The organism is Mycolicibacterium llatzerense (assembly GCF_025331195.1).
Taxonomy (GTDB): domain Bacteria; phylum Actinomycetota; class Actinomycetes; order Mycobacteriales; family Mycobacteriaceae; genus Mycobacterium; species Mycobacterium llatzerense.
This window is the reverse complement of the sequence record NZ_LXOV01000001.1, coordinates 2359039-2379193: the sequence shown is the minus strand read 5'-3', so window position 1 is coordinate 2379193 and position 20155 is coordinate 2359039. Positions and strand designations below refer to the sequence as shown.

The 20155-nt window shown below is 68.1% G+C and carries 23 protein-coding genes; 6 read left to right on the top strand and 17 right to left on the bottom strand.

The genetic code is table 11. The features are described from left to right. Window positions 1–38: 38 nt before the first annotated feature. Window positions 39–1133: an o-succinylbenzoate--CoA ligase gene (gene menE / locus A7G45_RS11735; RefSeq protein ID WP_260938125.1), complete on the top strand. Its 1095-nt coding sequence runs from the start codon at window positions 39–41 to the stop codon at window positions 1131–1133. Window positions 1134–1230: 97 nt separating this feature from the next. Then, complete coding sequence (locus A7G45_RS11730) at window positions 1231–2949, top strand: DUF4407 domain-containing protein (protein ID WP_260937066.1); 1719 nt, start codon at window positions 1231–1233, stop codon at window positions 2947–2949. 56 nt (window positions 2950–3005) lie between these two features. On the opposite strand, the gene A7G45_RS11725 is transcribed toward A7G45_RS11730, so the two are convergent. The 3 genes from A7G45_RS11725 to A7G45_RS11715 are packed head-to-tail and all read right to left on the bottom strand — an operon-like array spanning window position 3006 to window position 5271. After that, the gene (locus tag A7G45_RS11725) at window positions 3006–4121 is read right to left on the bottom strand and encodes an NAD(P)H-dependent flavin oxidoreductase (RefSeq protein WP_260937063.1); all 1116 of its coding nucleotides are present in this window, start codon (window positions 4119–4121) and stop codon (window positions 3006–3008) included. Between the two features lie 49 nt (window positions 4122–4170). Continuing rightward, window positions 4171–4947 carry an S-methyl-5'-thioadenosine phosphorylase gene (locus A7G45_RS11720; RefSeq protein WP_260937060.1) on the bottom strand — a complete coding sequence of 259 codons (777 nt, stop codon included), beginning with the start codon at window positions 4945–4947 and terminating at the stop codon, window positions 4171–4173. A 3-nt stretch (window positions 4948–4950) separates the two neighbouring features. Further along, window positions 4951–5271 (bottom strand): hypothetical protein, encoded by a 321-nt coding sequence (locus A7G45_RS11715; RefSeq protein ID WP_260937057.1) that lies wholly within the window; start codon window positions 5269–5271, stop codon window positions 4951–4953. Between the two features lie 35 nt (window positions 5272–5306). Here A7G45_RS11715 and A7G45_RS11710 point away from each other — a divergent pair, with 35 nt between their 5' ends. After that, window positions 5307–6179: a 1,4-dihydroxy-2-naphthoate polyprenyltransferase gene (locus A7G45_RS11710; RefSeq protein WP_260937055.1), complete on the top strand. Its 873-nt coding sequence runs from the start codon at window positions 5307–5309 to the stop codon at window positions 6177–6179. A gap of 14 nt (window positions 6180–6193) precedes the next feature. Here the strand turns inward: A7G45_RS11710 and A7G45_RS11705 are convergent, their stop codons facing one another. Beyond that, the gene (locus tag A7G45_RS11705) at window positions 6194–6502 is read right to left on the bottom strand and encodes a DUF4229 domain-containing protein (protein WP_043401436.1); all 309 of its coding nucleotides are present in this window, start codon (window positions 6500–6502) and stop codon (window positions 6194–6196) included. Window positions 6503–6551: 49 nt separating this feature from the next. Here A7G45_RS11705 and A7G45_RS11700 point away from each other — a divergent pair, with 49 nt between their 5' ends. Further along, window positions 6552–6695: a hypothetical protein gene (locus A7G45_RS11700; protein WP_260937052.1), complete on the top strand. Its 144-nt coding sequence runs from the start codon at window positions 6552–6554 to the stop codon at window positions 6693–6695. Window positions 6696–6703: 8 nt separating this feature from the next. On the opposite strand, the gene A7G45_RS11695 is transcribed toward A7G45_RS11700, so the two are convergent. The 11 genes from A7G45_RS11695 to A7G45_RS11645 all read right to left on the bottom strand — a co-directional run bounded on the left by A7G45_RS11695 (window position 6704) and on the right by A7G45_RS11645 (window position 18044). After that, complete coding sequence (locus A7G45_RS11695; protein ID WP_260937049.1) at window positions 6704–7765, bottom strand: MinD/ParA family ATP-binding protein; 1062 nt, start codon at window positions 7763–7765, stop codon at window positions 6704–6706. Between the two features lie 2 nt (window positions 7766–7767). Further along, window positions 7768–8736, bottom strand: a complete 969-nt coding sequence (gene ccsB, locus A7G45_RS11690) for a c-type cytochrome biogenesis protein CcsB (protein WP_260937047.1) — start codon at window positions 8734–8736, stop codon at window positions 7768–7770. Then, window positions 8733–10343 (bottom strand): cytochrome c biogenesis protein ResB, encoded by a 1611-nt coding sequence (resB, locus tag A7G45_RS11685; RefSeq protein WP_377042036.1) that lies wholly within the window; start codon window positions 10341–10343, stop codon window positions 8733–8735. The genes ccsB and resB overlap by 4 nt, the downstream gene beginning before the upstream one ends. Next, window positions 10340–11128 (bottom strand): cytochrome c biogenesis CcdA family protein, encoded by a 789-nt coding sequence (locus A7G45_RS11680; RefSeq protein ID WP_260937045.1) that lies wholly within the window; start codon window positions 11126–11128, stop codon window positions 10340–10342. Before A7G45_RS11680 ends, resB begins: the two co-directional genes overlap by 4 nt. Then, window positions 11125–11703 carry a TlpA disulfide reductase family protein gene (locus A7G45_RS11675; protein WP_260938123.1) on the bottom strand — a complete coding sequence of 193 codons (579 nt, stop codon included), beginning with the start codon at window positions 11701–11703 and terminating at the stop codon, window positions 11125–11127. Before A7G45_RS11675 ends, A7G45_RS11680 begins: the two co-directional genes overlap by 4 nt. A gap of 29 nt (window positions 11704–11732) precedes the next feature. Next, complete coding sequence (locus A7G45_RS11670; protein ID WP_071286577.1) at window positions 11733–12341, bottom strand: histidine phosphatase family protein; 609 nt, start codon at window positions 12339–12341, stop codon at window positions 11733–11735. Next, the gene (gene hemL, locus A7G45_RS11665; RefSeq protein WP_260937040.1) at window positions 12338–13642 is read right to left on the bottom strand and encodes a glutamate-1-semialdehyde 2,1-aminomutase; all 1305 of its coding nucleotides are present in this window, start codon (window positions 13640–13642) and stop codon (window positions 12338–12340) included. Before hemL ends, A7G45_RS11670 begins: the two co-directional genes overlap by 4 nt. 458 nt (window positions 13643–14100) lie before the next feature. Further along, entirely contained in the window at window positions 14101–15549 is a 1449-nt protein-coding gene (locus tag A7G45_RS11660; protein ID WP_260937038.1) for a cytochrome P450, read from the bottom strand. Between the two features lie 19 nt (window positions 15550–15568). Continuing rightward, window positions 15569–16219 (bottom strand): TetR/AcrR family transcriptional regulator, encoded by a 651-nt coding sequence (locus A7G45_RS11655; RefSeq protein WP_260937036.1) that lies wholly within the window; start codon window positions 16217–16219, stop codon window positions 15569–15571. Window positions 16220–16301: 82 nt separating this feature from the next. After that, window positions 16302–16688 (bottom strand): pyridoxamine 5'-phosphate oxidase family protein, encoded by a 387-nt coding sequence (locus tag A7G45_RS11650; RefSeq protein ID WP_043401421.1) that lies wholly within the window; start codon window positions 16686–16688, stop codon window positions 16302–16304. 27 nt (window positions 16689–16715) lie between these two features. After that, window positions 16716–18044, bottom strand: a complete 1329-nt coding sequence (locus tag A7G45_RS11645; protein ID WP_260937032.1) for an aspartate aminotransferase family protein — start codon at window positions 18042–18044, stop codon at window positions 16716–16718. Between the two features lie 120 nt (window positions 18045–18164). On the opposite strand from A7G45_RS11645, the gene A7G45_RS11640 reads away from it, so the two are divergent. Beyond that, window positions 18165–18545, top strand: a complete 381-nt coding sequence (locus tag A7G45_RS11640; RefSeq protein ID WP_260937030.1) for a nitroreductase family deazaflavin-dependent oxidoreductase — start codon at window positions 18165–18167, stop codon at window positions 18543–18545. Window positions 18546–18593: 48 nt separating this feature from the next. Here A7G45_RS11640 and A7G45_RS11635 read toward each other — a convergent pair whose 3' ends face one another. Next, window positions 18594–19073 (bottom strand): MarR family winged helix-turn-helix transcriptional regulator, encoded by a 480-nt coding sequence (locus tag A7G45_RS11635; protein WP_260937028.1) that lies wholly within the window; start codon window positions 19071–19073, stop codon window positions 18594–18596. Window positions 19074–19245: 172 nt separating this feature from the next. On the opposite strand from A7G45_RS11635, the gene A7G45_RS11630 reads away from it, so the two are divergent. After that, window positions 19246–19662 (top strand): DUF5313 domain-containing protein, encoded by a 417-nt coding sequence (locus A7G45_RS11630; protein WP_260937026.1) that lies wholly within the window; start codon window positions 19246–19248, stop codon window positions 19660–19662. A gap of 98 nt (window positions 19663–19760) precedes the next feature. Here A7G45_RS11630 and A7G45_RS11625 read toward each other — a convergent pair whose 3' ends face one another. Next, window positions 19761–20147: a carboxymuconolactone decarboxylase family protein gene (locus A7G45_RS11625; protein WP_043401412.1), complete on the bottom strand. Its 387-nt coding sequence runs from the start codon at window positions 20145–20147 to the stop codon at window positions 19761–19763. Window positions 20148–20155 lie beyond the last annotated feature (8 nt).

Here is a 20155-nt window from a genome sequence, read left to right as displayed (position 1 = left end):
GCGTCGCCGTCGGTTCCGGCGATGCGGCCCTTGCCCTGATCCCCGAGTTGACGCGGGCCCTGGACGGCAGCGGCGCGCTGCTGCCGGTCCCGGCGGACGACGACCGGCAGGCCGCGCTGCTGACCGAGACGTTGCGGGCCGGCGAGCCCGTCGACGACTCCGTCGCGCTCGTGGTCTCGACATCGGGTTCGACGGGAATCCCCAAGGGCGCCTTGCTTTCCGCGTCGGCGCTACACGCCAGTGCCGACGCCACCCACGACCGGCTCGGCGGCCCCGGCCGGTGGCTACTGGCCCTGCCCGCCTACCACGTCGCCGGATTGCAGGTCCTGGTGCGGAGCTTGCGGGCCGGCACCACGCCGGTCGCCCTGGATCCGGGATTCGACGTCAGCGAATTCCCGTCGGCAGTACGGGCTTTGGGCTCGGGCCGGCGCTACACGTCGTTGGTCTCGGTGCAGCTGGCCAAGATTCTGGCCGACCCCGCCGCGACCGAAGCCCTGGCCGAACTGGACGCCGTCCTGATCGGGGGCGGCCCGATGCCCCCGGGTCTCGGCGAAAAGGCCGCGGCCGCAGGGGTTTCCGTGGTGCGCACCTACGGGATGAGCGAAACCTGTGGCGGCTGCATTTATGACGGAACACCGTTGCCCGGTGTCCAGTTGCGGATCGACGACACCGGACGGATCTCGCTCGGGGGGCCGACAGTGGCCTCCGGCTACCGCAATCCGGTCGACCCGTCTCCGTTCGTCGACGGCTGGTTCGTCACCGATGACATTGGCGCCGTGGATGATTCGGGTGCGCTGCGGGTACTGGGCCGGATCGACGACGCCATCGCCACCGGTGGGCTCAAAGTCCTGCCCGCCCTCGTCGAATCGGCCTTGGCCGGCCACTCGGCCATCGCCGAATGCGCGGTGTTCGGCGTGCCCGACGAACGCCTGGGCCAGCGGGTGGCCGTGGCCGTCGTGCTCCATCCGGGTGCGGACGTACCCACCGTCGCTGACCTGCGGGAACAGGTGAGCACGGCCCTGGCCGCGACCGCCGCCCCACGGGAGGTCCATGTGCTCGATGAACTCCCCCGCCGCGGAATCGGCAAGCTCGACCGCCGCGCGCTGACGCTCAGGTACCAGAAAAACGCCTGATCGGACCGTGATGCCGGTCACAGGATCAGCGCTTGATTCGGTGGCGAGCCCGGCTCTCTGGGACCCTGGAACGCGGACCGGAAGAGTTGGAGTTTCCATGCCTGCCCACAGACAGCCTGACAACCACCCTGCGGTGACCGCCCTGACCTGGTCAGGAGGTGTGCTGGCCTGGCTCGTCGCGGCCGCCGTCGCGACCCCGTCCACCGGTCTGTCACTGGCCGTCGTGCTGCCTGTCACCCTCATTTTCGGCGTTCTGGTGGTCGTGGCCATCCGCAGCACGGTTTCCAGCGCCCGCGGCACGGCCGGCCGGGTGGCTCTGGCTGTCGCGATCGGCCTGCTGGTCGGCGAACTGGCCGCGATGACCCTGTTCAGCAACGCGATCTCCCAGCGCATGGACAGCGAGGCCGCGGCCCGCGCCGCGACGACACCGGCCGTCACCTCCGCGCAGGGGCAGTTGGACGCGCTGCGTGCCAGCCGCGGCACGCTCGACGCGGCCGTCGACTCCGCCCGGCAGCGTCGGGACGACGCCCAGGTCGTGGCCCGCTGCGAGTACCACCCGACTCCGTCCTGCGCCCAGCAGCCGGTCACCGGCGTGCCCGGCGACGGCCAGATCACCCAGAACACGCAGGACACCCTCGCGCACGACCAGCGCGAGCTGGACGCCGCCCTCGCCGCCCGGAACGAGCAGGCCCCGACCCTCGACGCGCGGATCGCCGGTGCCGAGCACGCGGTCACGGCAGCCAGTAACGCGGCCGGTGTCGGCGCCGACCGCGGCTTCGGCGCGCGCTGGGTCGCGATGAACGGCTACACCATCGAGACGCCCGCCGCCCTGGTGGCGCGCATCGCCGTCATCGGTGTCTGTGTCCTGCTCTACCTGCTGCCGATGCTGCTGCACGCCCGGCAGGACCGGACGCTGCGCGAACGCCACGACGAGTCCCGGCTGCGGGCCGAGCTGCGCGCCGAGACCGCCATCGCCGTCAAGCAGGCCGAGGTACGGGCCGAAGCCGAGATCCTGAAGGCCGAGCACCAGCTGGCCGCCATGCGTCTGGCGCTGGAATCCGATGCGGAGATCAACCGCGAATACCACCGGCAGCGCGTCGCCGAGGCCCTGACCGGCGAACCCGCACAGCACGCGATCGCCGCCCCGTCCGCCGAGGTGCTGAGGCCGGCTGCGCAGCCGCAGCCGATGTACTCGGACTGGGACGAGCTCATGGCGTTCCCCGACCCGCAGCAACGCTCGCTGGCCGCGGCGCCCGCGCCGGAGCCCGAAACCGACAGCGCCCCAGCCGAACCGATCGTCAGGGCCGAACTCGTCCCGATCGACGACAAGCCCGCCGAGAACCTGCCGGTGCCCGCGACCTCGCAGCCCGCCGGTGGCCTGACGCTGCCGCAGCTGCCCGACCTCACCAAGGTCGCGGCCCGGCTGCTGCGTCCGCTGATGGCACCCGTGGCGCCGGTCGTCGACCGCGTCATCGACACGTCGGTGCAGCAGCTGCGCTCGGCGCAGAAGGTCATCGAGGAATTCGAGGAGATCACCTTCACCCTGCGGCGTACGTCGCGGACCACCGTGAGCGACAGCGAGCAGGAGCAGTCGTCGGGCCCGCGCGTCGCCGATCAGGGCCAGGCGCTCGGACAGGGCAGCCTGCCGCGCGTCGAACCCCAGTGGGCCGCACCGCAGATGAACGCCACGTTCGCGCCGACCGCGCCGCTGCGGGGCGTCGACCACACGGCGCTCAGCGGCAGCGACACCACGATCATCGACGCCGCGGACGAACGCCGTCAGCTCCGTGAAGGTCGCCGCGCCATCGAGCCGTAACTGAGTGATTTGTGCACGAAAATCCGCGCATGACGCGGAAAATCGTGCACAAATCCCTAGGGCAACGAGCGGTTCAGGCGCTCCGTGGCGGTCAGGTAGTCCTCGATGAACTCGCGGACCACCTCGCGGGCGGGCTTGACCTTGTTCATCAGGCCGACGCCCTGGCCGACGAAGTAGGTCGCCAGTTGCTGGGCCCCCGGATGTCCTTGGGCGGCAAGCCGATCGATGCGTCGGATCACCGGCTCGCTCAGCATGTTCTGCAGTGGCAGCGGCAGCGGTTTGCGGCCGCCGTCTTTCGGCGCCCAGGCGTCGGTCCAGTCCGAAACCAGTTGGCGGGCAGGCTTTCCGGTCCGCCCGGCGGACCGCACGGTGTCGCGTGAGGTGGCGGCGAGCATCTTCTGCTTGGTGGCCGGCGCGGTCTCGGCTTCCTCGGTGGTCAGCCACACCGACCCGGTCCACGCCCCGGCGGCGCCGAGCGCGACCACGGCAGCCATCTGCCGACCGGTGACGATGCCGCCCGCCGCCAGCACGGGCACCGCATCATCAATGGCCTCAATCACTTCCGGCACCACGACAAGCGTCGACACCTCACCGCAGTGGCCGCCGGCCTCGGTGCCCTGCGCGACGATGACGTCCACCCCGGCCGCGACCTGCTTGACGGCGTGCTCCTTGGCGCCGACCAGCGCGGCCACCGGAATCCCCCGCTCGCGGCCCGCCTCGATCATGTAATCCGGCGGCACCCCAAGGGCATTGGCGATCAGCTTGATGGGGTGGCTCATCGCCACGTCGAGCAACTCATGCCCGGTGTTGCCGGACAGCACCGACCCGCCGGTGCGGACCCGCTCCTCCGGCTCGATGCCATGGTCGGCGAGCAGCTGGGTGACGAATTCCCGGTATTCCGAAGGGATTCGGTCGGCCAACTGGCCGTCGGAGAGGTTCTCGCCCTTGCCCTCGAATTTCGCCGGCACGATGATGTCCGCACCGTAGGGCCGGCCGCCGACGTGATCGTCGATCCAGGCCAACTCGCGATCCAACTGCTCGGGCGTATACGCCGTCGCGCCCAGCACGCCGAAACCGCCGGCGTTGGTGACCGCGGCGACCACGTCGCGGCAGTGGCTGAAGGCGAAGAGCGGGAAATCGATGCCGAGCTGTTCGCAGATGCGGGAAGTCACCCCGTCAGTTCTGCCACCCCGTCTTGACGGGTGTCAAGAGCCTGGCCGATCAGGGCAGCTCAAACGGCAACGCCACCCCGGCATGGGCCAGGCACTGGGTGCAGGTCCGTTCCGCGGGGACCGTGGCGAGAGCCTGCTGCACCAACGCCTTGAACATCGGGGTGTTCCGCTCGAATTCGGCGAAGACGTCGACCGCGGTGACGCCCGCACCGGCCTCGATACCGGCGTCCAGATCGGTCACCAAAGCTATTGCCGCATAACACATCTCGAGTTCGCGGGCCAGGACCGCCTCGGGGTAGCCGGTCATGTTCACGAGGGTGAACCCCTGCGTCGCGAACCACTGGCTCTCGGCCCGGGTGGAGAAGCGGGGCCCCTGAATGACCACCATGGTGCCGCCGTCGATGACGCCGGGCTGCTCGGCCGCCACGGCACGCAGCGTCGGACAATACGGATCGGCGAAGCCGACGTGGATGCCACCGGCATCGAAGTAGGTGTCCTCGCGGCTGCGGGTGCGGTCTACCAGCTGATCAGGCACGACCACCGCGCCGGGGCCGAGGTCCGCGGTCAGGCTGCCGACGGCGCACGGCGCGAAAATCCGGCGCACCCCCAGCGACCGCAGCGCCCACATGTTGGCCCGGTACGGCACGGTGTGCGGCGAGTATTCGTGCTTCACCCCGTGCCGCGGCAGAAACGCCACCTCGTGCCCGCCGACGGACCCGACGGTGATCGGCGCGCTCGGCGCGCCATAGGGCGTGTCCACGCTGACGGTGCGCGCATCATCCCCGAAGAACGTGTAGAAACCGCTACCGCCGATGACTCCCAGCATCCGCTATTCGGCGTCGGTCGCGGGAGCCTTGGGTGCGTCCTCGGTTTCCGGCTGCACGGCCGTGACCGGCGTCGGCGCGGGCGCCTCCGCGTCGTCGGCCTCATCAGCGCTGTCCTCACGGTCCTCGTCCAGTTGTGCGCGGGCCCGCCGGGCGCCGTCACGGATTTCGAACGCATCTGTGGCCAGGGCGCCGATGGAGCTCGCCACGTCCTTGACGGCAGTGACGACGATGTTCATGACCTCGCCGACGGTGCCGGCAACCGCTTCGACGGATTCCTGAACGACGTCTTTGCGAATCTCGTTCTTGCTGAGCCGATCCTTCATGCCGATAAGTGTAGGGGCGTGGGACGATTGCGCGCGTGGCCAGTCTTTCGCAGTGGATTGAGGGTGCCCGACCACGGACCCTCCCGAATGCCGTCGCTCCGGTGCTGGCAGGTACCGGCGCCGCGGCCTGGGTGGGCGGCGCAGTGTGGTGGAAAGCCGCTCTGGCCCTTGTGGTTTCGGTGGCGTTGATCATCGGCGTCAACTACGCCAACGACTATTCCGACGGCATCCGCGGTACCGATGACGACCGGTCCGGGCCGGTCCGGCTGGTCGGCGCCAAGTTGGCTTCGCCACAGGCGGTGCTGGCGGCGGCGGTGATCAGCCTGTGCGTCGGCGCGGGAACCGGCCTCGCGCTGGCCCTGGTGAGCCAGCCGTGGCTGATCGCCATCGGCGCGGCATGTATCGCCGGGGCCTGGTTGTACACCGGCGGCACCAACCCGTACGGCTATCGGGGACTCGGCGAGGTCGCGGTCTTCGTGTTCTTCGGTCTGGTCGCCGTGCTCGGCACGCAGTACACCCAGGCCCTGCAGATCGACTGGGTGGGACTGGTGCTCGCGGTCGCGGTCGGATCGTTGTCGTCGGCGGTACTGGTGGCCAACAACCTTCGCGACATTCCCACCGATCAGGTGTCCGGCAAGATCACCCTCGCGGTGCGGCTCGGCGATGCGCGCACCCGCCAGCTGTTCCAGGTGCTGACGGCGCTGCCGTTCGTGCTGACCGCGGTCCTGACGCTCGCCACACCCTGGTGCCTGGTCGGCTTCGCGGCGGCTCCGCTGGCGGTGCGCGCGGCCAAGCCGGTGCGTTCCGGGCTCGGCGGCCGTGAGCTGATCCCGGTGCTGCGCGACACCGGGCTGACGATGCTGGTGTGGGCTGCCCTGGTGACCGCGGTGCTGGTGATCAAACCGTAGGAAGCGGGGCGGGGTCAGTCGCCGGAGGAATCCTCGCCGTGCAGGCGGGCCCGCAGCTGCTCGCGCTCGGCGCGGCGGCGCTCGTCGACGGCTGCGATCCCGGCAGTGGCCCGGCGGCGCAGCGGCGCGAAAAGCCAGATGCCCAGTGGCATTCCGAGGACCAGCGCGAACAGCAACGCCACCATCGCCGGGAAGTTGCGGATGCCCAGCAACTGAACAACACCGAAGATCGCTCCCGCAATCGCCGCTACCAGCAGCAGGCGGGCAAGCGCGTAGAGAAAGACATCGAGCAGCAAACGTGGCCAGGATGGCGTTTCAGACACCGCACGAGTTTACCGACGGACGCGTATATTCGAACAAAGGAGGTTTTACGTGCAGTTCCTGCTCCTGATCGCGCTACTGGCGCTGCTGGTCTACGTCGGCTGGCGCGCCACTCGCGCTACCGCCGCGCGCCCGACGACCCGCGTCATCGGCCCCGACGACGATCCTGAATTCCTGCGTCGGCTCGGTTCTTAGCGCACGCGCTACAGCGACAGCGGAAATCCGTCGGCGACGGCCACGGCCAATTCCAGCAACGCATCCCGGGTGTCCGCCCGGAGCCGGTCCAGACTGATCTCGGCACCTTCCTCCAGGTGCGGATCGAACGGCACGACCTGTACCGCCCGGCACCGGCGGCCGAAGTGATCGACCACCTTGCGCAGATCGACCTTGCCGGATCGCGGACGTACCGCGTTGACCACCGCGACGGCGTTGCGCACCAACTCCTGATGGCCGTGGGCATCGAGCCAGTCGAGCGTCGCCGCCGCGCTGCGGGCCCCATCGACCGAGCCTGAACTGATCACGACGAGCACGTCGGCGTGATCGAGCACCGCGCCCATCGCCGAATGCAGCATGCCGGTGCCACAGTCCGTCAGCACCAGCCGGTAGTACGGCTGCAGCACCGCCAGAGTGCGGGCGTAGTCCTCCGAACTGAACGCTTCCGACACCGCCGGATCGCTCTCCGAGGCCAGCACCTCGAGCTCGCTCTCGCCGCGCGAGGTGTAGTTGCGGACGTCGCTGTAGCTGGAGATGCCCTCGGCGTCGCGCAGGAGGTGACGGACCGTCGCCGGCGTTTCCAGCGGCACCTTCTGGCTGAGGGTGCCGCGGTCCGGGTTGGCGTCCACCGCGATGACCCGGTCGCCGCGGATCGACGCGAACGTCGCGCCGAGCGTCGCGGTGATGGTCGTCTTACCGACGCCGCCCTTCAGGGACAGCACCGCGATCCGGTAGCAGTCCCGCAGCGGCCGGTTGATCTGCGCGGTGAGGGCGTTGCGGCGCAGGGTCAGGGGGCTCTCACCGGGGTTGAGCAGGGTGCCCGTCGCGTAGTACAGCGCTTTACGCCAGCCGGTCGACGGCGCGCGGCTCGGCCGGCTCAGCAGTGCGACAGTGGCAGGGTCCAGGCTCCGCGGCTTGGCGGGTTTCACCGCCAGGACGGGCGTGACCGCGTGCGCGATGACGATCCGGGACTCCGGCGCCGCGGCGGGCGCGGGCACACCGACTGAATCGGCCGGATCCTTGAACCGGCCCTGAGCGCGGAACGAAGGCAAGCTCAGCCGACCCCGGCGTACGAATGCAGGCCGACGGTCACCAGGTTGATGAAGAACAGGTTGAACACCATCGCGACGAAGCCGACGACGTTGATCCACGCGGCCTTCTTGTCGCGCCAGCCGGCGGTGGAGCGGGCGTGCAGGTACGCGGCGTAGACGACCCAGGCGACGAACGACACCGTCTCCTTGGGGTCCCAGCCCCAGTAGCGGCCCCACGCTTCTTCCGCCCAGATGGCCCCGAAGATGACGCCGAACCCGAAGATCGGGAACGCGAAGATGGTGGTCCGGTACGCGATGCGGTCCAGGGTCTGGGCATCGGGCAGGCGCTGAATCATGCGGCCGAAGCCATTGTCGCGGTCCGCCAGCGGCGACATCTTCAGCAGGAACAGGATGCTCGCCACACCCGCGACCAGGAACACGCCGGAGCCGATGCTGACCACCGAGACGTGGATGGGCAGCCAGTACGACTGCAGCGCGGGCATCACCGGGGCGGCGTTGGTGTACAGCCATTTTCCGGAGACGGACAGCAGGATCAGTTCGGGCACCAGCACGAAGACCCACAGCGCGCGGAACTGCGGCTTGCGCAGCACAACCGCGGCGGCGATCAACCCGCAGAAGCTGGTCAGGTTGATGAACTCGTACATGTTGCCCCACGGCACGCGCGTGGTGGCCAGACCGCGCAGCACGATGCAGGCGAACAACATCGCGATCCCGACGTACACCAGGGCGAGCCCGACGCGGCCGATGCGCTCGTCAGCCGTCCGCTCCGGCGCGTCGATCACCACACCCGGCGTCATGCTGTCGGTGCCGACGCCGGCGGCGACCAGTTCCCGATTCTCGACCTTGCGGCCACGGCTGTACGCCAGCTCGACGGCCAGCAGCAGCAGGGCACCGACCAGCACCACTACGGACGTGGTGAACGCCCAGTCCGAGTACCGGGCCAGGTCGACGTCGATGTGCTCTGTGTTCATGCTTCCGTTCCTCCCACCAGCCGCGCGGTGAGTCGCTCGAACTCGTCACCCCACCCCGAGTTGTCCGTCCGGGCCAGGCCGCCGAGCTCGACGTTGACGGTACCCGGCTGGGCCGACACGATCCGAATCCAAACGCGGTGGCGGCGCACCACCAATGACACCAGCAGCCCGGCCATCATGGTCAGCGCGAACACCAGCACCCACACCTGCGCCGGGTCGTGCGAGACCTGCACGTTGATGAACGGCACGGCGCCGTCGAACTTCACGATGGTGCCGTCGTCCAGCTTGGTCTGCTCGCCGGCCTTCAGGTTGACGCGCGCCTGCTTGGTGAGCCGTTTCTGCTCGATGAGGCTGGGGTCCAGCGAAAACAAGGACTGCGGCTTACCGCTGTCCAGGCCGCTGTCGCCGCGGTAGATGTCGATGGCCACCGCGGGCGCGTTCATCGCCGGGAAGCTCGAGGACAGCAGCTTGCCGTCGAGTTCGGCGGTCGGGGCGAACAGCCCCTGGATGGCGATCTGGTGCTTACGCCGCTCGCGGTCGTCGGGATAGGTACCGCCAGGCGGGTCGACGCGCATGACGCCGGAGGACAGCATGGTCAGCGCGTTCTCGGGCTTCCACTGCACCGTCGACGTACGGGTCTGCCCATTCGGGAAGGTGACGGTGAAGGTCGGCGCGTAGCCGTGTCCCTGCAGGTAGATGCGCTCGCCACCGATGCGCAGCGGGTGGTTGACCTCGAGCCGGTACGGCCGCCAGGTGCCGCTGACCAGGTCGGCGCCGTCCTGGTAGTCGATGTTGGCCGCGAATGCGGTGGCCTGCCCGCTGGGCAGGTACCGGGCGTCGAAGTCGTGCACGCGCAGGCAGCTGGGGTGCAGTGCGGTGCCGTCGACGACGTTGCCGGCGCGGAACGAGTCGAACGCGGCCGGCGACGCCGAGCAGAACCCGGGCCCGCCGTCGGCGATGACGATGACGTTGCCCTCGTAGCCGAACAGCTTGCCGAACGCGATGGCGACCAGCAGGCCCAGCAGCGAGAAGTGGAAGACGATGTTGCCGAACTCGCGCAGGTAGCCCTTCTCGGCGGAAATCTCGCGAGTGCCGTCCTCCAGGGTGCGGGTGGTCTGGCGCCAGCCTTTGAGCCGCTTGGCCATCCGCTCGGCGACGGCATCCGGCTCACCGGGGACGGTGGCCTCGGCGTGCTTGGGCAGCCGTGTCAGGTTCCGCGGGGCGGGCACGGGGACGGCGCGCAGGCTGCGGACGTGCTCGAGCATGCGCGGCGTCAGGCAGCCCACGAGCGAGATGAACAGCAGCACGTAGATCGAGGTGAACCAGAAGCTCGAGAACACCGAGAAGGCCTGCACCTTGTCCAGCCACGGGCCGATCGTCGGGTGCTGCGCCAGGTATTCGTCGACCTTGCTGGCGTTGAGCGAGCGCTGCGGCAGCAGTGCGCCCGGGACGGCACCGAGGGCCAGCAGGAACAACAGCACCAGCGCGGTGCCCATCGACGTCAGGTTGCGCCAGGTGTTGCGGAACAGCGCGACCACCCGCGAGATGGGGCCGGGGCGCCGGATTTCGGTGCCCTGCACATCTTCGGGCGAGGAAACGTCGGTCATATCGGGAGCCTCACGTTGCTGACGAAGGCGTCGCGCACCCACGAGGTGAAGTCGTTCCATACGCCGGTGACCAGCGCGGTGCCCACCACGATCAGCAGCAGCCCGCCGAAGATCTGGATGGCGCGCGTGTGCCGGCGCAGCCAGCCCAGCCCCTGCACAGCGCGGGCCGAGCCGAAGGCCAACAGCACGAACGGAATTCCGAGACCCAGGCAGTACGCGATCACCAGAGCGATGCCGCGGGCGACGCTGGCGCCGTCACTGGCCGAGGCCACCGCGATGACGCCGGTGAGCGTCGGGCCCAGGCACGGCGTCCAGCCGAGACCGAACACCGCCCCGAGCAGCGGGGCACCCAGGACCGTCGACACCTGTCGCGGCGTGAACCGCACCTGACGCTGCAGCGCGGGCACCAGCCCGATGAACACCAGGCCCATCAGCACCGTGACGATGCCGCCGATGCGTTGCAGCAGAAGCTGATTGGCGATCAGCGTGGTGGTCAGACCGAGCACCGCGACCGCACCCATGAGGAACACCGCGGTGAAGCCCGCGACGAACAGCGCCGCCGCGCCAGCGACCCGCCAGCGCGCGGTGCGCACCTTCACCGGGCCGGTCGCGCCCGCGTCGTCCGAGTTGTCGTCCACCCCGACCACCGCGGCCAGATACGACAGATACCCGGGCACCAGCGGCACCACGCACGGCGAGGCGAACGACACCAGACCGGCCAGCACGCTCACCCCGATGGCCACCAACAGCGGTCCGGCCGCCGCGGTCTCGGCGAAGGAGGTCATGCCTTGCCCTCTTTGGCGAGCCGTTCGACGACGGGCTTGAGGTCGTCGGCCAGCAGTTCCCGCAGGAACACCGCGGCCACCCGGTGTTCGCGGTCCAGCACCAGCGTCGACGGGATGACCGTCGTCGGGTACTTGCCGCCGAACGCGATCATGGTGCGCATCGCCGGGTCGTAGATGGACGGGAACGTCACCTTGTGGTCGACGACGAAGTCGACCGCGGACTGCCGGTTGTTGTCCCGCACGTCGATGCCCAGAAAAGCCACGCCGAGACCCCTTGTGGCCTCGTACACCTTCTCCAGTTCGGAGATCTCCGAACGGCACGGGCCACACCACTGACCCCAGACGTTGATCACCACGACCTGACCCGAAAAGTCTTCCAGGGACAAGGTTTTCGACGGATCCGCGAGTGACGGCCCACGTACCGCGCCGGGCTTGCCGCGGCTGGCGGGCGGGTCGTAGAAGATGTCGGTCTTGCCGCCGGGCGCCACGAATTCGAAGGTGCCGCCCTGGGCGACGGCGTCGTCACCGGTGGAGCAGCCGACGAGCAGCACGGCCGTCGTCAGGACGGCCGCCATCACTGCCCCGGCACGGGCCACCAGCGAAGTCACTGTCCGGCCAGCTCCGCGTATCCCCAGCCGACCATCTCGTCGTCATGGAAGTAGAACGACGTCACCGACGCCAGGTTGCACATCCGCCGGGTCGGGAAGTGGTGCAGGTTCTTGCCCAGCATTGCTCGTCGCAGCGTCTCCACCGGCAGCTGATGGCTGACGCAAACCGCCTCGTGCCCGGCACCCTTGACCCGGGCCCGGTCCATGGCGGCGGTCATGCGTGCTGCGATGTGCTTGTACGGCTCGCCCCACGACGGGGTCTTCGGGTCGCGCAGATGCCACCAGTTGCGCGGGTCGCGCAGCGCGCCGTCACCAGGCGAAACTCGTTGCCCCTCAAAGACATTTTCCGACTCGATGAGATCGTGATCGGTGTCGATGGGCAGGCCGTGCCGGGCCGCGATGGGCGTCGCGGTCTCCTGCGCGCGCTCCAGCGGGGAGGCCACGACGTAGACGATGTCGCGTTCGGCCAGCCAGCCCGCGACCGCCTCGGCCTGGGCCCGGCCGCGGTCGGACAGGTGGAAATCGGGCTTTCGGCCGTAGAGGATCTTGTCCGGGTTGTGCACTTCGCCGTGACGCATCACGTGCACGATCGTCTTGTCGGTCATGCGGGCTCCTGAGCTTGGGCGGCGGCGCGCGCGGCGGCGGGCAGCGCGTCGGCGATCCGGTCGAACGCAGCGTCGTCGAGTGCGGCCGAGACGAACCAGGTTTCGAAGGCACTGCACGGCGGGTACACCCCGGCGTCCAGCAGGGCATGGAAGAAGGCCGGGTAGCGCCAGGTCTCGGTGGCCTTCGCGGACGCGAAGTTCGTGACGGGCGCATCGCCGAAGAACACCGTCAGGAAGTTTCCGGCCCGCGAAATGCGGTGCGCCACAGACGCTTCGGTCAGCGCGTCACCGATGAGCCCGGAGAGCCGGTCGGCGTTGACATCCAATGCGCGGTAGACGGCGTCGTCGGCGGCCCGCAGCGTGGCCAGGCCGGCGGCCATCGCCACGGGGTTCCCGGACAGCGTCCCGGCCTGGTACACCGGCCCCAGCGGAGCCAGGCGTTCCATCACCTCGGCGCGGCCGCCGAAGGCCGCGGCGGGCAGGCCGCCGCTCATCACCTTGCCGAAGGTGAACAGGTCGGCGGCGACGGGATCGAGGCCGTACCAACCGCCGCGGCTCACGCGGAAACCCGTCATCACCTCGTCGATGATGAGCAGCGCGCCGTGCTCGGCGGTGATCTGCCGCAGCGCGGCGTTGTAGCCCTCGGCCGGCGGGACGGTGCCCATGTTGCCGGGGCTGGCCTCGGTGATCACACAGGCGATCTCGTTGCCGAGCTCGGCGAAGGTCTGGCGCACGGCCTCCAGGTCGTTGTACGGCAGCACGATGGTGTCGGCCGCTGCCGCACCCGTGACACCGGGCGACGACGGCAGGCCCAAAGTGGCCACGCCAGAGCCGGCATCGGCCAGCAGCGCGTCGCTGTGGCCGTGGTAGCAGCCGGAGAACTTGATGATCTTGGGCCGGCCGGTGAAGCCGCGGGCCAGCCGGATGGCGCTCATGGTCGCTTCGGTACCGGAGTTGACGAAGCGGATGCGCTCGACGGGCGCGACCCGGTCGATGATCTCGCGCGCCAGCTCCGTCTCCGCGGGCGTCGGCGCTCCGAAGGACAGGCCGTTGACCGCCGTCGTATGCACGGCCTCGACCACCGCCGGGTGGGCGTGGCCCAGGATCATCGGCCCCCAGGAGCACACCAGGTCGACGTAGCGATTGCCGTCGGCGTCGGTCAGCCAGTAACCGTTGGCCGAGGTGATGAAGCGAGGGGTGCCGCCGACCGAGCTGAAGGCCCGCACGGGCGAGTTGACCCCGCCCGGGATCACGGTCGACGCATCGGCGAACAGTTTCGCGGAGACGTCGGTAGAGCGCATGACCACCAGTGTCCCAGCCCCGCGCGAATGGACCAACTACAGGGTGTAGTGGGAGGGGTAACGCCGCGCTGAAGGCCATCCAGACCGGAGCCCCAGACGTCCCATCAGTCCCACCAATGTTCCCGCCGGCCGCCGCTGACCTTGATACGTTCGATTCTCGAGATTTCAGTGCGCTGTTCTGCATCACCGAACTGGTCCGCCGCGGGCAGGCCACGGCGGACGCTGGCACGCTGTTCCTACAGCGCGCCGCACCGACTGCTCCACAGTGAGAGGCCACACCGAGTAAACCCAGCAGCCTCGAGCGCCGGAGGCTCTCCCGACACATTTCGTCGGGAGCCGTCAACTTTCCTTGACGTCAACGAAAGTTGACGGCTTCGGATCGAACATGCCAGGAGAGCCGCGACACACCCGCCGCCAAACCCCTACTTCTGCGGCGTCAGCTTGAACTCCGGCGCCTGTCAGGGTGCGAGCGGCCGCAGGGTCACCGGGAAGTCGTCGGTGGGCACCACGAGCGAGGTGTGGTCCCATTCGAGCTCGTAGTCCGCCGGGATCTCGAACCGATAGCGGAGCAGCATCTTGTGCAGCAGCGCCTTCACCTCGGCAGATCCGAACGTCATGCCGATGCATTTGTGGGCGCCGCCACCGAATGGCACGTACCCGAAGCGGTGCTCCTTGTGCTCGCTGCGCGGCTCCACGAACCGGAGTGGATCGAATTCGTGCGAGTTGGTCCAGTAGTCCCCCAGCTCGTGGGTGGCGCCCGGTGCGACGGAGATCATGGTGCCTGCCGGCACGTAGTAACCGGCCAGGTCGATGTCCTCGGTGGTCTTGCGCACCATGGCGGGCACGGGCGCGACCAGCCGCATCGACTCCTTGAAGACCAACTCCAGCGTCTCGAGCGTTTCCAGATCGTCGATCCCGATGTGGCCGGGGTCGCCGAGCACCAGCGATTCCGCGCGGCACTTGTCCTGCCACTCGGGGTGCTTGGCCAGGTAGTAGACCATCGCAGTGGCGGTGATGGTCGAGGTGTCGTGCGCCGCCATCATCAGGAAGATCATGTGGTTCACGATGTCGTCGTCGGTGAACTTCTCACCGTCCTCCGTCTCGACCCGACACAGCGTGGCGAACAGGTCGTCGTCGGCAGACGCCCGCTTGGCCGGGATCAGCTCGCGGAAGTACTTCTCGAGTTTCTGCCTGCCGATCAGCCCGCGGTTCCATCGGGTGGGCAGCAAGGGCACCGGGCGGCGGATGTAACCCGTGCCGGCCCGCACCGCATCCTCGAACGCCTCGATCAGCTCCTGGGATTCCGCGCTGGGCTCGGCGCCCATGAACACCCGGGTGGCGATCTCGAGCGAGGTGTTCTTGATCGCCGGATACATCAGCATCGGCTGATCGGTCGGCCAGCTCGGCAAGGTGGCGTCGATGACCGCCTGGACCTGCTCCTGGTACGCCACGAGACGGGTCCGGGTGAACGCCACCTGCATGATCCGCCGGTGCAGCAGGTGTTCCTGGCCGTCGAGCAGCATCAAGCCACGGGTGAAGAACGGGCCGATGAAGTACTCCCAACCGGCCTGGGACATGGCCTTGCTGCGGTTGGTGAGCACCTCCTGCACCGCATCCGGGCCGAGCGCCCACACCACCCGCGTCGCAAAGGCATGACTCCAGGTGACGGGGCCGTATTTGGCGTAGTACCGGAGTGCCGATTCCTGGCCGTGCAGCAGCACCTCGACGGTCTTGCCCAGCCCCGGCAGTCCGCGCTCCCCCATCACCGGCTTCAGCCCGCTGCCCGGCGGCGGCTCGGCCAGCGGTTCCCCGGTGGTGCCGATCCGTTCGGTGAGCTCGTCCAGAAGACCAAATACCTTTGTGCCCAACGTTTTCCGGGCATTGCCCAGGATTCCTGCCGAGGTCATGTCGCTTGTTCCTTAGGGGTTAGTTGGCCATGCCGAAGCGAGCGCGGGGCGAGCTGTACAGCACGTCCGCGGTGATGCTCAAGAAGAATTGGGTGCAGTCGTCGAGCAGCTCTTCGCAGTTCGCGGCAGGGTCGGCCATCCATGCGGTGAGCAGTTCGACGAACCCGCCGACGAAGAAGCGCGAGATGGTCAGCAACCGGCCCGGGTCGGCGCCCGGCCGCAGGTAGTCGCCGCCCAGATTCGCGATGATGGCGGCGATGCGCTCACTGGTGTCGCGACGACGTTCGGCCAGCCCGGGGCTGGCCAGCGAAAGATTGAGCACGACCCGCCCCTTGCGCGGATCCGCCGCGAAAAGGTCCACCGCGCAACGCAATCCCGCATTGACCTGACGGGATAGCTCTGACGGCGCCTGCGCGACCCTATCGAGCCCCAGCTGAATCATTTCTTCGACGATCGAGTCGTAGACGGCCACGGTGAGCGCGTCGGTATCGGCGAAGCTCTCGTAGAAGTACCGCGATGACAGGTTGGCGGTCTTGCAGACCCCGCGCAGGGTGACGGCCGTCAGCCCGCCGGTGCCCAGAAGTTCCAGGCCGACATCGAGGAAACGGGCGCGGCGTTCGGAGCTTCGCTCACTGGCGCTACGTCCGCCATAGCTGCGAGCTTCGACCATTTCGCCATCTTGGCACAAGTGTGTGCAGATGGATAGACCATCTGCACACACTCGTACGCAGAAACTGACGTCGGCGCGGACCCTACTGCTGCGGAGCCAGCTTGAACACCGGGTGGTCGGCGTCGTCGGGCAGCTCTTTCCAGTAGCCCTCGACGACCTTGCCGGCCAGCGGCCGGTACGCCGCGATGATCGGCGCCCGGTCCGCGACCGGAATCTCGGTGGCCAGGTAGTTCGCCTTGCCGAGCGCCACCACGGGGTTCTCCCGGACGTTCTTCACCCACGCCGACTCACCGCGGGTGGACACCAGGTACTTCACCCCGTCCACCTCCGGCACCACGACCGGGATGCGCTGCGGCAAATGGTTGGAGCTGCGGGTGACCGTCAGCGTTTCGCTGCCACCGATGCCGGTCAGCCGCGCAATCGGGTTGAAGACGTTGACGACGAACCACGGCGGCTTGAGGTAGGCCATGAGAAAAGCGTAGAGCCAAAGCTCTAACTACACCGCGCTCAGCGCATCGTCCAGAATGTCCAGCCCGCGCTTGGCGTCGTCGATGCTGATGTTGCACGGCGGCACCAGGTGGAAGCGGTTGTAGTTCATGAACAGCAGCAGGCCGTTCTGCCGGGCGCGCGCATTGATGGCGCCCATCTCCGGCGAGCTGCCCCCGTACGGTGCCAACGGCTCCTTGGTGGCCCGGTCCTTGACCAGCTCCACCGCCCAGAACACGCCCAGACCGCGGACGTCACCGATGATGTCGTGCTTCTCTGCCAGCGCCGCGAGGCCGGGACCGAAGACGTCGGTGCCGATCAGCTCGGCGTTCTCGACGATCTTCTCGTCGTGCATCGCGGTGATGGTCGCCACGGATGCCGCACACGCCAGCGGGTGGCCGGAGTACGTCAGGCCACCCGGGTAGGGCTGCTCCAGGAAGCGCTCCAGAATCTTGTCGCTGAGGATGACGCCGCCGAGCGGCACATAGCCGGAGTTGACGCCCTTGGCGAAGGTGATGAGGTCCGGCGTGACGCCGTAGTTGTCCAGCGCGAACCACTTGCCGGTACGGCCGAAGCCGGCCATGACCTCGTCGAGGATCATCACGATGCCGTGCTGGTCGCACAGCTCGCGCACGCCCTGCAGGTAGCCCGGCGGCGGCGGCATGATGCCGACGGTGCCGGGCACCGACTCCAGGATGATCGCGGCGAAGGCACCCGGGCCTTCGAACTCGATGACCGACTGCAGGTGCGCCAGGGCGCGCTCGGATTCCTCCTCCTGCGTCTGCGAACCGAACTGGCTGCGGTACTGGAACGGACCGAAGAAGTGCGTGGTGCCTTCGCTGCCGTAGTCGTTGCCCCAGCGGCGGACGTCGCCGGTCAGGTTGATCGTCAGCGCGGTGCCGCCGTGGTAGCTGCGGTAGGTCGACAGCGTCTTGTAGCGGCCGGTGTACACCCGGGCCATGCGGATGGCGTGCTCGACGGCGTCAGCGCCACCGTTGGTGAAGAACACCCGGTTGAAGCCTTCGGGGGCCACCTGACAGATCAGGTCCGCGGCGGTGGCCCGGGCCTCGTTGGCGTGCTGCGGCGCGATCGTGCACAGCTTCGCGGCCTGCTCCGCGATGGCGGCGACGACCTTGGGGTGCTGGTGGCCGATGTTGGTGTAGACGAGCTGGCTGGAGAAATCGAGCAGCCGGTTGCCGTCACCGTCGATGAGGTAGCTGCCCTCGGCACCGGTGAAGACCAGCGGGTCGAGCTTCCCCTGGGCCGACCACGAGTGGAATACGCGACTGCGCTCCAGGTCATAGATCCGGCGGGCGTCAGCGTTGGCGGGCGCAGGCATGCATTCCTCCTCGAAAATGAATCAGCGGGCTGGTGTGCGGCACGGCGGCATCGCCGCTACCGATCGGTAACATTACTCGCTTCCCTGGCCGCCTCCGTAACGATGGCGCACGATGAGGACATGCAGATTCCGCAATCGGTCGCCCGTTTCAACCGCCGGGTCACCAATCCCATCCAACGGCTGTGGGCCGGCCGCGCGCCGACGTTCGGCATCCTCGAGCACGTCGGGCGTAAGTCCGGCAAGACGTTCCGCACGCCGCTGACGGTGTTCACCACCGCCGACGGCTTCGCCATCCTGCTGACCTATGGCCCCGACCGCGACTGGCTCAAGAACATCACCACGTCCGGTGGCGGGCGGATAACCCGGCGTGGTCACACGGTCGACGTGGTCGACCCGCGTGTGGTGAGCAAGGAGGAAGCCGCCCCGCTCATCACCGGGTCGTTACGTAAGGTGTTTCCGCGCTTGCCTTTTGAGCAGGCAGTGCTGCTGCGGCGTGCATAGCTACACCGCCGGACACACCTCGGCAACGATGGCCGCCTAGTACGCGGATCATTCCGCCGGTCCGCCGGCAGCGACGGCAGCTGCGTTGATCTTGGTGAGCACAGCGTGCAGGTGCTCCAGTTCGGTCAGATCAACGCCCAGTTGCTTTACGACTGCCGGCGGGATTTTCAGTGCGCGGCGTCGTAGCGCGGTTCCTTTGGGCGTCAGCGTGATGTGTGTGGTGCGTTCGTCGGTGGCGCTGCGGGTGCGGTGGATCAGCTCAAGGGTTTCGAGGCGTTTGAGCATCGGCGAAACGGTGGCCGAATCCATCTGCAGCAACGCGGCGATCTGTTTGACGGTCAACGGGTCTTGCTTGGATTTGGCGTTGTCCCACAACGCCAGCAAGACCAGGTACTGCGGATGCGTCAGCCCGAGCGGTTCGAGTAGCGGCCGGTAGATGGCAAGTACCGCACGGTTGGTGATAGCCAGCGCGAAGCAGACCTGACGTTCCAGGGCGAGCGGGTCGACGTCTTCGGAGACTGTGGACATGCTGCCCAGTTTATTACCAATTAGGGCCCTAACCTTTTGTGCCCGCCGCGTCTGTCGAAGGTCGTCATCAGCGGCACCCCCTGGCGGAATAATGGGCTAACAGATAGCGTACTAACTATTAGGGCACAAATCATGTGGTGTCCCCTCGATCCGCTCAGTCAAAGGAGTCGTCATGGCCGCCGATCGTCCGACGTTCTGGCAGCACATCACTTACGCCTACGGGCGCCGCTTGCCGGACTACCTGCAGGACTGGGTTCGTCGCGACCTCACCGACGACGGGGCGGTACGCCGGCACATGATCCGATACGCAATCCCACCGATCTTTGTGCTGGCTCCGCTGTGGCTGCTACCGGCATCGGTGTACGTCCACTCCGAGATGACGCTGCCGATCTACTTCTGGGCCCTGGTGATGGCGTTCGTCCTCAACAAAGTGTGGCGCCGATACCGCCTCGCCCAACATGGCATGGACCCCAATCTGATCGACGAGATTCAGCGGCAGCAGCAGGCACAGATGCACGAGCGCTACATCGAGCGCTACGGCCAGCGACCGGAATCGGCCAAATGGCAGGCCAACAGCCGGCCGTTCTGACGCCAGCGCGGCATCGGCCGCCCATCAGGTGATGGGCGGCCGATGCGTTTTGCGTTCGGCCGCTTATCTTTTGAGTACGTGGCGCCGTTGCGCCGGGCCTAGGAAGTCTCGTCCAGCACCTGCTGGACGACCCGCATCGCGCTCAGCGCCGCGGGCGCCCCGCAGTACCCCGTCGCGTGGATGATCGCTTCGACGATCTCCTCGCGGGTGAGTCCATTGTTCAGACCGCCCCGGACGTGGCCGGCAAGCTCCTCGTGGGCGCGCAGGGCCGTCAGCATGCCGAGGTTGAGCAGGCTGCGGTCACGGCGGCTCAGACCTGGCCGGTTCCACACCGCGTCCCACACGTGTTCGGTGACGAAGCGCTGGATCGGCTCCGATTCGGTGCCGCTGGTGCGGGCCAGTGCCCGGTCGACGAACTCGTCGCCCATCACCTGACGGCGGGTGGTGATTCCGGATTCGAATGCCGAAGCTGTCTCGCTGCTCATCCTTGGAC

Bases quoted from the DNA above. Each gene is read 5' to 3' on its own strand.
- A7G45_RS11655 (WP_260937036.1), bottom strand. From the start codon at position 16,219: ATGGTCGAAGCTCGCAGCTATGGCGGACGTAGCGCCAGTGAGCGAAGC.
- A7G45_RS11720 (WP_260937060.1), bottom strand. From the start codon at position 4,947: ATGCTGGGAGTCATCGGCGGTAGCGGTTTCTACACGTTCTTCGGGGAT.
- A7G45_RS11660 (WP_260937038.1), bottom strand. From the start codon at position 15,549: ATGACCTCGGCAGGAATCCTGGGCAATGCCCGGAAAACGTTGGGCACA.
- A7G45_RS11630 (WP_260937026.1), top strand. From the start codon at position 19,246: ATGGCCGCCGATCGTCCGACGTTCTGGCAGCACATCACTTACGCCTAC.
- ccsB (WP_260937047.1), bottom strand. From the start codon at position 8,736: ATGAACACAGAGCACATCGACGTCGACCTGGCCCGGTACTCGGACTGG.
- A7G45_RS11650 (WP_043401421.1), bottom strand. From the start codon at position 16,688: ATGGCCTACCTCAAGCCGCCGTGGTTCGTCGTCAACGTCTTCAACCCG.
- A7G45_RS11635 (WP_260937028.1), bottom strand. From the start codon at position 19,073: ATGTCCACAGTCTCCGAAGACGTCGACCCGCTCGCCCTGGAACGTCAG.
- A7G45_RS11680 (WP_260937045.1), bottom strand. From the start codon at position 11,128: ATGACCTCCTTCGCCGAGACCGCGGCGGCCGGACCGCTGTTGGTGGCC.
- A7G45_RS11670 (WP_071286577.1), bottom strand. From the start codon at position 12,341: ATGACCGACAAGACGATCGTGCACGTGATGCGTCACGGCGAAGTGCAC.
- hemL (WP_260937040.1), bottom strand. From the start codon at position 13,642: ATGCGCTCTACCGACGTCTCCGCGAAACTGTTCGCCGATGCGTCGACC.
- A7G45_RS11730 (WP_260937066.1), top strand. From the start codon at position 1,231: ATGCCTGCCCACAGACAGCCTGACAACCACCCTGCGGTGACCGCCCTG.
- A7G45_RS11675 (WP_260938123.1), bottom strand. From the start codon at position 11,703: ATGGCGGCCGTCCTGACGACGGCCGTGCTGCTCGTCGGCTGCTCCACC.
- resB (WP_377042036.1), bottom strand. From the start codon at position 10,343: ATGACCGACGTTTCCTCGCCCGAAGATGTGCAGGGCACCGAAATCCGG.
- A7G45_RS11715 (WP_260937057.1), bottom strand. From the start codon at position 5,271: ATGAAGGATCGGCTCAGCAAGAACGAGATTCGCAAAGACGTCGTTCAG.
- A7G45_RS11645 (WP_260937032.1), bottom strand. From the start codon at position 18,044: ATGCCTGCGCCCGCCAACGCTGACGCCCGCCGGATCTATGACCTGGAG.
- A7G45_RS11640 (WP_260937030.1), top strand. From the start codon at position 18,165: ATGCAGATTCCGCAATCGGTCGCCCGTTTCAACCGCCGGGTCACCAAT.
- A7G45_RS11625 (WP_043401412.1), bottom strand. From the start codon at position 20,147: ATGAGCAGCGAGACAGCTTCGGCATTCGAATCCGGAATCACCACCCGC.